The organism is Mesorhizobium sp. M7A.F.Ca.ET.027.02.1.1 (assembly GCF_004022985.1).
In the GTDB taxonomy this organism is placed as follows: domain Bacteria; phylum Pseudomonadota; class Alphaproteobacteria; order Rhizobiales; family Rhizobiaceae; genus Mesorhizobium.
On the sequence record NZ_RZOL01000180.1, the window covers coordinates 1 to 12,086 of the forward strand.

Here is a 12,086-nt window from a genome sequence, read left to right on the forward strand (position 1 = left end):
CGCCTAAGACCAGCGCTTCCCAAGCATTCGCAATTCTGATTTGGGGAACCCGCGCTGGCACGGCTGGCGCGGGTTTTTCTTTTGCCTGAACTTCAACTTAAAAGTGACTTTCACTTTGAGCTGATTTCCAACGTAGCGAGTTTTGACCGTGAACGACGCAACCACTGGCCTGGATACGCTTGAAAACTCACTTCTGGCCGAAATCGCCTCGGCCGCCGATGAGCCGGCCATCGAGGCCGTGCGCATCGCTGCTTTCGGCAAGAAGGGCGCCGTGTCCGAGATGCTGAAGACCCTTGGCGCCATGACCGCCGAGGAGCGTCAGGTCAAAGGCCCCGCAATCAACGGGCTCAAGAACCGCGTCACAGATGCGCTGACGGCGCGCAAGGCCGAGTTGAAAGATGTGGCGATCACCGCGCGCCTCGCCGCCGAAAAGGTCGATGTGACGCTGCCGGTGCGGCAGTCGCCGGCCGAGCGCGGCCGCATCCATCCGATCAGCCAGGTCATCGATGAGATCGCGGCGATCTTCGGCGACCTCGGGTTTTCCATCGCGGAAGGTCCCGATATCGAGACCGATTACTACAATTTCACCGCGCTGAATTTCCCCGAAGGCCATCCGGCGCGCGAGATGCACGACACCTTCTTCTTCCAGCCGGACGAGAAGGGCGAGCGCAAGCTTCTGCGCACCCACACTTCGCCGGTGCAGATCCGCACCATGGAGACGAAGAAGCCGCCGATCCGCATCGTCATTCCGGGCAAGACCTACCGGCAGGATTCGGATGCCACCCACTCGCCGATGTTCCATCAGGTCGAGGGGCTGGTGATCGACAAGACGGCCAACGTCGCCAACATGAAGTGGGTGCTGGAGGAGTTCTGCAAGGCCTTCTTCGAGGTGCCGCAGGTCAAGATGCGCTTCCGGCCGTCCTTCTTCCCGTTCACCGAACCGAGCCTCGAGGTCGATATCCAGTGCGACCGCTCCAGGCCCGGCGAAGTGCGCTTCGGCGAAGGCTCCGACTGGATGGAGATCCTCGGCTGCGGCATGGTGCATCCCAACGTGCTGCGCCATGGCGGGCTCGATCCGGACGAATATCAGGGCTTTGCCTGGGGCATGGGCATAGACCGCATCGCCATGCTGAAATACGGCATGCCGGACCTGCGCGCCTTCTTCGATGCCGACGTGCGCTGGCTGTCGCATTACGGCTTCAGGCCGCTCGACATGCCGACGCTGTTTGGGGGCCTGAGCGCATGACAGCGCCCTACGCCGGCGGCTGCCGCTGCGGCGCCGTGCGGTTCGAGGCATCCGTCGAACCGCATCACGTCAGCTATTGCCATTGCGGCGATTGCCGGCGGGCCAGCGGCGCGCCGGTGTCGGCCTTTGTCGGCTTCCTGGTCGATCAGGTCGCGTTCACCGGCAAGGCGCTGAAGATGTATGAGAACGGCCCGGTGACGCGCTCGTTCTGCGGCACCTGCGGCTCGCCCATCGCCTATGTCGACGAGCGGCTGGAGGACGACATCTACTTCATGCTCGGCACCATGGACATGCCGGCCGATTTTGAGCCGACGCAGCATGCCTATGTCAGCGAACAGCTTGCCTTCCTGCATATATCCGACGACCTGCCGAGACATCTGAAAACAAGCGTCAAAAGACCAGACGGAACAGTCCCATGAAATTCACCCTCTCCTGGCTCAAGGATCATCTCGAGACCGACGCCACGCTTGACGAGATCGTCGAGCGGCTGACCTCGATCGGCCTCGAAGTCGAGCATGTCGACGACAAGTCGAGCCTGAAACCCTTCGTCATTGCCAAGGTGCTGACGGCGGTCCAGCACCCCGATGCCGACCGGCTGCGCGTGCTGACTGTCGATACGGGCAACGGCAAACCACCCGTGCAGGTCGTCTGCGGCGCGCCAAACGCCCGCGCCGGCCTGATCGGCGCCTTTGCCGCGCCCGGCACCTATGTGCCCGGCATCGACGTGACGCTGACGGTCGGCAAGATCAGGGGCGTCGAAAGCCACGGCATGATGTGTTCCGAGCGCGAGCTGGAACTGTCCGACGAACACCACGGCATCATCGACCTGCCCGAGGATGCGCCGGTCGGCACCAGCTTCGCCGCCTATGCGCATATCGACGATCCGGTCATCGAGATCAATTTGACGCCGAACCGGCCGGATGCCACCAGCGTCTACGGCATCGCCAGGGATCTGGCGGCGAGCGGGCTTGGCCGCCTCGTCGGCGGCGCCATCATGTCGCATGTCGGCAACGGCATGTGTCCGGTCAAGGTAACGATCGAAGCGCCGGAGCTTTGCCCCGGCTTCGCACTCAACCTGGTCAAGGGCGTCAAGAATGGGCCGTCGCCAAAATGGCTGCAGCAGCGGCTGATCGCCATTGGGCTGAGACCGATCAGCGCGCTGGTCGACATCACCAATTACGTCACCTTCGACCGCGGCCGCCCGCTGCATGTGTTCGACGCCAGCAAGGTTGCCGGCAATCTCGTCGTGCGCCGCGCGCGCGATGGCGAAAAGGTGCAGGCGCTCGACGGCCGCGAATACACGCTGACGCCGGAAATGTGCGTCATCGCGGATGACAACGGCGTCGAGTCCATCGCCGGCATCATGGGCGGCGAGCATTCGGGCTGCGACGAGAACACATCAGATGTGCTGATCGAATCCGCCCTTTGGGATCCGATCACCACGGCGCGCACCGGCCGCACGCTCGCCATCATCACCGACGCGCGCTACCGCTTCGAGCGCGGCGTGGACCCCGAATTCATGGTTCCCGGCGTCGAGCTGGCAACGAAACTGGTGCTCGATTTCTGCGGCGGCACGCCGACCGAAATGGAAGTCGTCGGCTACGCCGGCCACAAGTCGAAGATCGTTTCCTTCCCGCTTTCGGAAGTGAAGCGGCTGACCGGCATCGAGGTTCCCAGGGCGGAAAGCCTCGACATCCTGTCGCGCCTCGGCTTCAAGCCGGAGGGCTCGGGCGATGTCGTCGATGTCGCCGTGCCGTCCTGGCGCCCCGACGTCGACGGCAAGGCAGACCTGGTCGAGGAAGTCATGCGCATCCATGGTGTCGACAACATCGCACCGCAGCCGCTCGGTGCGCATGACGCGGTCAATGCAAGGATCCTCACCACGCTGCAGGTCCGTACCCGTACCGCCAAGCGCGCGCTTGCCGTGCGCGGCATGATGGAAGCCGTCACCTGGTCGTTCATTCCGGCCAGGCACGCCGAGCTGTTCGGCGGCGGCCAGACCGTGCTGAAGCTCGCCAACCCGATCGCCGCCGACATGTCTGACATGCGGCCCTCGCTGCTGCCGGGCCTGATCGCTGCTGCCCAGCGCAACGCCGACAAGGGTATCGGCGACGTGGCGCTGTTCGAAGTGTCGGGCACCTATGAGGGCGACGGCGCCGACCAGCAGCGGCGCGTGGCCGCCGGCGTGCGCCGCGGCACCGCCAAGCTCGACGGCTCAGGCCGCAACTGGGCCGGCAATTCAGGCCCGGTCGGCGTGTTCGACGCCAAGGCCGACGCGATCGCCGCACTGGAAGCCTGCGGTGCGCCTGTCGACCGGCTGCAGATCGAGGCCGGCGGCCCGGCCTGGTATCATCCCGGCCGTTCCGGCACGATCAAGCTCGGCCCGAAAACCGTGCTCGGCACCTTCGGCGAATTCCACCCGAAGACGCTGGAAGGCCTTGATGTTTCCGGGCCACTGTGCGGCTTCGAAGTCTTCGTCGATGCCGTGCCCGAACCGAAGGCCAAGCCGACGAAAACCAAGCCGAAACTGGAACTGTCCCCCTTCCAGGCGGTCAAGCGCGACTTTGCTTTCGTCGTCGACAAAACGGTCGAGGCCGGCACGCTGGTGCGCGCGGCGCTCGCCGCCGACAAGAAGCTCATCACCGCCGTCTCGGTCTTCGACATCTTCGAAGGCGCTTCGCTGGGCGAGGGCAAGAAATCGATCGCCATCGAAGTGTCGATCCAGCCGGTTGAAAAGACACTGACCGACGAGGATTTCGAGGCACTGGCCAAGCGTATCGTCGAGAATGTCGGTAAGCAGGCCGGTGGCGTTCTGAGGACGTAGCGCCCAAGGCGACTGAACTGTTAGCGATGGGGCTGCTCATCCGTCCATGGGACGGATGAGCAGCCGTTGCCGCAATGGTCAGAACCCGCCGCCGACCCTCAGGCCAAAGGCATGGCTGTAGCTGTCTTGAAAGCCGATTGTGCCGCGATAATCGAGCCCGATGGATAACCCTTGGTGCAGCAGCAGATCGGCGCCCAGGCCGATCATCACCTGGTCACTCGCCAAAGGCTGCGTCTGGAAGCCATAGACAAGGCCATCCGGACTATCCGCGTAGCGGATATCGACGCCGCTCGAGCCGGAGAATTCGTGAGTGTATTCAACCCGGAAGTGTGGTGTGAAGACGCCGAGGGCCATCGGCATGTCATAGCCGCCGGCAAGGCCAAGCGTGCCGCCGAGGCTGTCGACGCTCTGCTTGCCGAAACTCAGCGAATAGATGCCTGCTCCGGTTTCGGTAAACGCGTCGAGGCTCGAAGAGGATGCCGTCAACCTGGCGAACGGAGTGAGTCGCAGCCCGCCGACGCGATGATCGAAACCGGCAGTCAGCGAGCCGAAAATCTGGTCGCCGTCACGCTGACCGTCGGCAAAGCCGCCAACACTTGTCACGAAGCGCTTCGAATCGAAGCTGAACGAACCGTAGCCGGCCAGGGCATCGAGAAACAGGTTTTCGGCCGGGCGATAGCTTGCATAGAGCGTCGCGCTGTAGGCCTCGCCGGAACTCTCGGTGCCATTGCCGCCAATGTCGCTGTCGTCGCTGGAGTAGCCGACGGCCAGACCGGCGACGAAACGGTCGTTGAAACGGTAGTCGATGCCGGTGGTCATGTTGATCGAAACGGAGTCCCGCTCCGCGCTATCGTCAGGCGAACTATGGCCGAGATCGATGTGGCCGCCGGCCCACAAGCCGAAGCCCAGCTTTGCCGCGTCGCCCCCACAATCGGATCCGTCTGGAAAGTCGACGCTGGCGGCATTGCCATCGGCGCCTTGGCCAGACAGTTCGAGCCCATTCGCAAAGGCCTTGCGGCACGCCTCGCTTCGCAAAGCGCCCATGCGATGGTTGATATTGTCTGTCTGCCCGGCGGCGAATTGCTGCACCGCTTGCGCCTGGGCATTGAGCAGCCCGGCGACCTCCGGATCGTCGGATGGGTCCGGCCGCGTGGTGACGGTGATGGTCACCGTGGCCGGATCGGAAACGCCGCCGGGTCCGGTCAGTGTGTACGTTACGATGACGGTGCCTGAAAACACCGGCGAGGACGCGAAGGTCAGTAGGTAGTTGGGCGCGCCGGACAGCGTCGCCGTGCCGCCCTCGGCGGGGGCGCTGGACATGATCGCCGCGGCGCTGAATGGTTCGCCGGTAGCACCCGGCGTCAACGGCAGCGAAGCTGACATGCCGGCAACGATCGTCATGGTCAGTGACGGCGCCGTCGGTCGGGGCGCCGCAGCGATGTCCAGCGTATACTCGCGCCTTGCCCTGTTCTCGGAGGTGTCGAACACATCGACGGCAAAGGCAAATGATCCGCTCTCGGTCGGCGTGCCGCCGAGTGTGCCATCGGTTGCGAGCGAAACGCCTTCGGGCAGATTTCCGATCATCCGCTGAAACGTGTAAGGCGCGCCCACACCACCGGTTGCGGTCAGCATCTGGCTATAGGGCTGCCCAACCTGGCCATTGGGCAAAGCTGCCGGTGAAATTACGATGGGCGGGCCAGTGGTGATCGCAAGCGTGTAGTCGCGTTCGCCGTTGTTGCCGACATGGTCCGTCGCCCGAATCCTGAAACTGTAGACGCCGGGGGCCGCTATGACCGGCCCGGAGAGGACGCCGGCACCGCTGAAGGCGACGGGCATGGAGCCCGAAACGATCGAGAACGTAAAGGGGCCGCCAGCACCACCCGAAGCCGTCAGCGCCTGGCTATAGGGCTGGCCAATCTGCGCGCCGGGCAAGGCAGCTGGTGAAATGACGACCGGGTTGTCCGCGATCACGATGGTGTAGTCGTGTTCGCCGCTGTTGCCGACATGGTCTGTCGCCCGGACCCTGGAACTGTAGGTGCCGGGGGCGGCTATCACTGGCCCTGAGAGGACGCCGGCACTGCTGAAGGCGACGGGCATGGAGCCCGAAACGATCGAGAACGTGTAGGGACCGCCAGCGCCACCCGAAGCCGTCAGCGCCTGGTTATACGGCTGGCCAATCTGCCCGCCGGGCAACGCAGCAGGCGAAATCAAGACCGGGTTGTCCGCGATCACAATCGTGTAGTCGCGTGTGCCGGTGTTGCCGACCTGATCTGTCGCCAGGACTCTGAAATTATAGGTGCCAGGGGCGGCTATCACTGCCCCGGAGAGGAAGCCGCCGCTGCTGAAGGAGACCGGCGTGACCCCCGAAGTGAGCGCGAACGTGTATGGCCCGCCAGCTCCGCCTGAAGCCATCAGCGTCCGATCATAGTGCTCACCAACTCTCCCATCCGGCAGCGTGGCCGGGGAAATCACGATCGGCTCCGCCGCAGCACTTGCATTGAGCGAGGCTGCGATCAGAACGCAGAAGGTCGCGGCAAGCCAGAACCACTTCGCAGTCAATTTTGCCCTGTCGATCGGTCCTCTCGACGATGCTGCTGGCCAAACCGACGATATCTGCATGCCCAGGCTACTCCAGCCGGTGTGGAAAATTCCAATAGCAATCGTCCATGCCGGCAGATGGGCAGACGCGCATAGTCGTCAGATGACGAGGGTGGGCTGTTTTAGGGCCAGGCCGAGCATCATGGTCCGGTCACGTTGCAATCTGGCCACATCTTTGGTGGCGCTATGGGCGAAGCATTGCGGATACTTGCCGAATCGCTCTCCAAAGGGCGATGGATCCTCTCTGCTATTCGGGCCTTCCTCTTGAAGAGCAGCGCGCGGCGTTTCTCGCCATCGTGCTTGCCGACCCGCTGTTACGCGACGCGCTGGCGCGGGCTCGCACGCTCGACCTGCCGGACTGGCTGGTGGTTTCCGGCGCGCTCTACAACAGTGTTTGGAACCATCTGACCGGCAAGCCTTCGGGGTATGGCATCAGGGATGTCGACCTGTTCTACTTCGATGACAGCGACCTCTCCTACGAGGCCGAGGACGCCGTTATTCGCCGCGCGGAGAAGCATTTCGAAGGACTGCCGCTGCCGGTCGAGGTGCGCAATCAGGCGCGGGTGCATCTTTGGTATCCGCAGAAGTTCGGGCGGCCTTGCCCGCGCTATTCGGACGCCAGCGATCCCGTCTGCTATTTCGCGTCGAAGACGCACGCCGCCGGAGTTCGATACGATGCTGACGGGCAGCTGGTGTTGGTGGCGCCGTTCGGGCTGGATGATGTTTTTTCGTTCCGCATCACACCGAACCGGGTGATGGACAATCAGAAGACGCATGAGGCGAAGGGCAGACGCGCCCAGGAGTATTGGCCGGAGATCACTGTCGTGCCTTGGTAGGAAATGTCGGCAGGGCAGAGGGGGGCGCTTCACGCCAGCGTCTCTCACCTTTTGCACCGCGCTGCGTACGAAAAAGGGGCGCCCGGCGCCCCTTTCGCTTACTCGCAGTTTTTACCCATTCACCAGCGCCAGCAACTCCTCAGTATAGCGCTTGCCCATAACCTTGTTGGGCGACAGCGCGTCACCAATAGCCTGCACCTCGGCCGCGCTTAGCGCGATGTCCGCCGCCGCCGTGTTCTGCTCCAGATGGCGTATCTTGCGCGCGCCGGGGATCGGTACGATGAAATCGCCCTGGTGCAGCACCCAGGCCAGCGCCAGCTGTGCCGAGGTCACGCCCTTTTTAACAGCCAGCTTTTCCAAGGTGGCGATGACAGCGGCGTTGGCTTCCATCGCCTCGGCCTGGAAGCGCGGCAAGGTCCGGCGCCAGTCGCCGTCGCTCAAGGCCTCGGGCTTGGCGATCGTGCCGGTCAGCAGCCCACGGCCGAGCGGGCTATAGGGAACGAAGCCGATGCCGAGCTCGCGGCAGACGGCGAACACCTCGTCTTCCGGGTCGCGGCTCCACAGCGAATATTCGCTCTGCACGGCCGATATCGGATGCACGGCATGGGCCCGGCGAATGGTCGCGGCACTCGCCTCGGACAGGCCAAGCGCGCGCACCTTGCCCTCGCGCACCAGTTCGGCCATGGCGCCGACCGTATCCTCGATCGGCACGTTGGGGTCGACACGGTGCTGGTAGTAGAGGTCGATCACATCGGTGCCCAGCCGCTTCAGCGAGGCCTCGGCGACCGCTTTGACGTGCTCGGGGCGGCTGTCGACGCCAGCCATGCGGTCGAGGCCTGTACCTTCCTCCAGAATCCGGAAGCCGAATTTTGTCGCGATCGTCACCTTGTCGCGCACCGGCTTCAGCGCCTTGCCGAGCAGAATCTCGTTCTCGAAGGGGCCATAGACCTCCGCCGTGTCGAAGAAGTTGACGCCGATATCGACGGCGCGGTGCAGCGTGGCGATCGCATCGGCTTCCGCTTGGCCGCCATAGGCGAAGCTCATGCCCATGCAGCCGAGGCCGACGGGGTAGACGTTCAATTCAGTTCCTAGCTTGCGGGTTTGCATAACGCGTCTCCTTGTTGCGATGTGGGAGAAATAGCGCCTTGCCTTGTGTTCGATAATTGGCTTTCATCCGCACGGGCTGTACTAAAAGATAGATCAATGAATCGAGCGCATCTTTCACAACTGGCGGTGCTGGCGACTGTCGCTCAATGCGGCAGCTTTCGCGGCGCCGCCAGGGAATTGGCCATCGCGCCTTCGGCGGTCAGCCATGCGGTGTCCAGCCTGGAGGCGCGGCTTGGCGTTCGGCTGCTGGCGCGCAGCACACGCAGCGTCGCGCCGACCGAAGAAGGTGCGCAGTTGCTGGAGCGGCTGCGGCCGGCGCTGTCGGAGATCGATCTGGCGCTGGAGACGGCAATCGAGACGCGCGACCGGCCGGCCGGCAATCTGCGCCTGACCGTGCCGCGCACCGCAGCGCATCTGGCGCTGACGCCACGGCTGGGCGCCTTTGCGTCGGCCTATCCCGACATCGTGCTGGAGATCGTCATCGAGGACCGCTTCACCGACGTGGTGGAAGGCGGCTTCGATGCTGGCGTCCGGCTTGGCGAGAGCCTGCAGCGCGACATGATCGCGGTGCGCATCGGGCCGGACCTTCGCGGCGCGGTGGTCGGCGCCCCGGTCTATTTCGAGGTCAACCCCAAGCCGCGCCACCCGCGCGACCTGGCCGGCCACCGCTGCATCCGCTTCCGCTTCTCCAGCGGCATCCTCTACCGCTGGGAGTTCGAGAAAGGCCGCGAGACGATCGAGATGGCGGTGGAGGGACCGCTGATCCTCGACGAGGACCATCTGATCGCCCAGGCGGCGGTCGACGGCGCCGGGCTCGCCTTCGTCTTTGAGGACTATGTCCGCGCCCCGCTCGCCGACGGCAGGCTGATCCGCGTGCTGGAGGACTGGTGCCCGCCCTTCGACGGCTTCTTTGTCTATTATCCGAGCCGCCGTCAGATGCGGCCAGCGCTCAGGGCGTTTGTCGATTTCTTCAAGGTGAGTGGATAGAGCGGGCTCGCCCCTCCCCTGGTGGAAGAAAACCGGCATCGCGGTCGTTCACCAACGATGCAAACATCGATCACCAACAGCACCACCCGCTATGGCTGGGGCGCGATCATTCTTCACTGGCTGATTGCGCTGATCTTCATCGGCCAGTTCGGACTCGGCTTCGTCATGGTGCGGGTGACCAGCCAGCGCACCGCCTTCGAACTGATCCAGCTGCACAAATCCTTCGGCTTCCTGCTGCTCGGCTTGATCATCCTGCGCATCGTCTGGCGCCGCGGCAATACAACGCCGGCGCTGCCGGGCTCGGTCGGGACTTTGGAACGTCGGGCGGCACCGTTGGCCCATTTTGCGCTCTACGCGCTTCAGCTTGCCTTGCCCTTGTCCGGCTGGGCGCTGGTGTCGGTCTCGATGCTGGAGATACCCAGCCTGCCGTTCAACCTGTTCGTCATGCCGAACCTGCCGCTGGCCGAATCGGATGGTGCCGAAAGCTTCTGGGCGGCGGCGCATTGGTATCTTGCCTATGCCGGCATGGCGCTTGTGGCTCTCCACGTTGCGGCGGCACTGCGGCATCATTTCCAGCTCAGGGATGGCGTGCTCATGCGCATGATCACGCCTTCGTCAGATCCGGAATAGAGCGAGCGGTTCATTCGTTCATGGAGTGAGGGCGCAGGAATGCGCTGCCTCCAACAAGGAACATCCCCATGTACACGCGCATCCTCGGATTTGCGGCGGTCGCCGCTTGCCTCGCCATGCCTGTTTCAGCGGCCGTCGCGCTTGGCGACGCCGCCGGCAGCTATTCGATCAGCCCGGCCAACTCCAGCATCCGCTTCTCCATCGGCAAGGTCGGCGGCGGCGGCCTGAATGGCGCCTTCGCCCGCTTCAAGGGCTCGATCCGCATCGACAACAGCGATGTCGGGCACTCGCAGGTCAATTTCACCATCTTTCCCGAAAGCGTTGGCACCGGCCAGGGCCGTATCGATGCCTTCCTGCGCTCCGACGCGGTGTTCGATGCCGCCAACAACCCGGAGATCCAGTTCCGCTCTACCAGCGTGACCCGAACCAGCGACACCACCGCCCTCGTCAGCGGCCGGCTGACGGCGCGCGGCAAGACGTTTCCGGAAAAGTTCACGGCCGAGCTGGGCGGTCTCAAGGCCGGGACGATCAAATTCCATGTCACCGGCAAGGTGCTGAGGTCGCGCTACGGCATGGATGTCGGCACGCCAATCTATTCCAACATCGTCGACTTCGACATGACGCTGACCGGCAAAAGGGGCTGACCCTCGTCATTGGCTTTTCCGGCGATTTCGGGCAAACCTCGTTGCCTGTAATCGTGATGGAGAAGCCTGATGTTCCGATGGGGTGTGTTGTCGACGGCCAAGATCGGCCGCGAGCATTTGTTGCCGGCGATGGTCGAGGCGGAGAACGGCGTGCTGTCGGCGATCGCCAGCCGTGACCTGTCGAAGGCCAAGGCGCTGGCCGAGCGCTTCGGCGCGCGCCATGCCTTCGGCTCCTATGAGGAACTGCTTGCCTCCGACGAGGTCGATGGCGTCTACATCCCGTTGCCGACCTCGCAGCATGTCGAATGGGCGGCCAAGGCCATCGAAGCCGGCAAGCACGTGCTGGTCGAAAAGCCGCTGGCGCTCGACGCCAAGGACATCCTGCCGCTGATCAAGCTGCGCGACCAGAAAAAGGTGCTGGTCTGCGAGGCCTTCATGGTCATCTACCACCCGCAATGGATCAAAGTACGCGACCTCATCACCAGCGGCGCCATCGGCCGGCTGCGCCATGTGCAGGGTGCCTTCTCCTACTACAATGTCGACCCCAGCAACATGCGCAACCAGCTCGACCTCGGCGGCGGCGCGCTGCCCGATATCGGCGTCTACCCGACCGTGTCGACGCGCTTTTCGACCGGCAAGGAGCCGCTGCGCGTGCAGGCGACGATCGAGCGCGACAAGACATTCGGCACCGACATCTACTCCTCGATCCGCGCCGATTTCGGCGACTTCGAGCTGTCCTTCTATCTGTCGACGCAGATGGCGGCGCGCCAGGTGATGGTGTTCCACGGCGAGAAGGGTTTCATCGAGTTGTTCTCGCCCTTCAATGCCGGGCTCTACGACCACCACCGCGTCGAACTGCACAACCAGAACCACACCGAGGCGCAGGTGTTCCGCTTTCCCGGCACGCAGCAATACCGGCTGGAGGTCGAGACCTTCGCGCGTGCAGCACAGGGCGGCAAGGAGCGCGTCTTCACGCTGGAGGAATCCGTGCTCAACCAGAAAGTCATCGATGCCATCTTCCGCGCCGGCGGCAAAGAAGGCTGGGAGACCGTCTGACCCCTTGCAATTGAAGTAGCCGGCTAATTCTGGGAGGAAAGATGGCTGACGATGCGGACGTGATCATTGTCGGCGCCGGCCTTGCAGGGCTGGTTGCCGCCGCCGAGCTTGCCGAGGCCGGCAAGAAAATCATCATCGTCGACCAGGAGCCCGAGCAG

Annotated in this window: 11 protein-coding genes; 9 read left to right on the forward strand and 2 right to left on the reverse strand. The window is 63.8% G+C overall.

Annotated elements, in window-relative coordinates; translation table 11 throughout:
• The first annotated feature begins 148 nt into the window (after positions 1–148).
• From pheS to pheT, 3 genes are read left to right on the forward strand one after another with little or no spacing between them, the layout of a single operon-like run.
• Positions 149–1,246, forward strand: a complete 1,098-nt coding sequence (gene pheS / locus EN749_RS19685; protein WP_127380267.1) for a phenylalanine--tRNA ligase subunit alpha — start codon at positions 149–151, stop codon at positions 1,244–1,246.
• Complete coding sequence (locus EN749_RS19690; RefSeq protein WP_127328541.1) at positions 1,243–1,665, forward strand: GFA family protein; 423 nt, start codon at positions 1,243–1,245, stop codon at positions 1,663–1,665. Before pheS ends, EN749_RS19690 begins: the two co-directional genes overlap by 4 nt.
• Entirely contained in the window at positions 1,662–4,070 is a 2,409-nt protein-coding gene (gene pheT / locus EN749_RS19695; protein WP_128363760.1) for a phenylalanine--tRNA ligase subunit beta, read from the forward strand. The genes EN749_RS19690 and pheT overlap by 4 nt, the downstream gene beginning before the upstream one ends.
• A gap of 78 nt (positions 4,071–4,148) precedes the next feature.
• On the opposite strand, the gene EN749_RS19700 is transcribed toward pheT, so the two are convergent.
• Complete coding sequence (locus EN749_RS19700) at positions 4,149–6,629, reverse strand: autotransporter domain-containing protein (RefSeq protein ID WP_189367608.1); 2,481 nt, start codon at positions 6,627–6,629, stop codon at positions 4,149–4,151.
• A gap of 272 nt (positions 6,630–6,901) precedes the next feature.
• Here EN749_RS19700 and EN749_RS19705 point away from each other — a divergent pair, with 272 nt between their 5' ends.
• Entirely contained in the window at positions 6,902–7,504 is a 603-nt protein-coding gene (locus EN749_RS19705; protein ID WP_128363762.1) for a nucleotidyltransferase family protein, read from the forward strand.
• A 111-nt stretch (positions 7,505–7,615) separates the two neighbouring features.
• On the opposite strand, the gene EN749_RS19710 is transcribed toward EN749_RS19705, so the two are convergent.
• The gene (locus EN749_RS19710) at positions 7,616–8,611 is read right to left on the reverse strand and encodes an aldo/keto reductase (RefSeq protein WP_127319120.1); all 996 of its coding nucleotides are present in this window, start codon (positions 8,609–8,611) and stop codon (positions 7,616–7,618) included.
• Between the two features lie 96 nt (positions 8,612–8,707).
• Here EN749_RS19710 and EN749_RS19715 point away from each other — a divergent pair, with 96 nt between their 5' ends.
• From EN749_RS19715 to EN749_RS19735, 5 genes are all read left to right on the forward strand, one after another.
• Positions 8,708–9,598, forward strand: a complete 891-nt coding sequence (locus EN749_RS19715) for a LysR family transcriptional regulator (protein WP_127266811.1) — start codon at positions 8,708–8,710, stop codon at positions 9,596–9,598.
• A gap of 57 nt (positions 9,599–9,655) precedes the next feature.
• A complete protein-coding gene (locus EN749_RS19720) occupies positions 9,656–10,228 on the forward strand; it encodes a cytochrome b (RefSeq protein WP_128363763.1) in 573 nt (190 codons plus the stop codon).
• 68 nt (positions 10,229–10,296) lie between these two features.
• Positions 10,297–10,872 carry a YceI family protein gene (locus EN749_RS19725; protein ID WP_128306823.1) on the forward strand — a complete coding sequence of 192 codons (576 nt, stop codon included), beginning with the start codon at positions 10,297–10,299 and terminating at the stop codon, positions 10,870–10,872.
• A gap of 69 nt (positions 10,873–10,941) precedes the next feature.
• A complete protein-coding gene (locus tag EN749_RS19730) occupies positions 10,942–11,928 on the forward strand; it encodes a Gfo/Idh/MocA family oxidoreductase (protein ID WP_128363764.1) in 987 nt (328 codons plus the stop codon).
• Positions 11,929–11,957: 29 nt separating this feature from the next.
• Positions 11,958–12,086, forward strand: a 129-nt coding sequence (locus tag EN749_RS19735; RefSeq protein ID WP_281061921.1) for an FAD-dependent oxidoreductase, incomplete at its 3' end; no start/stop codon positions are given.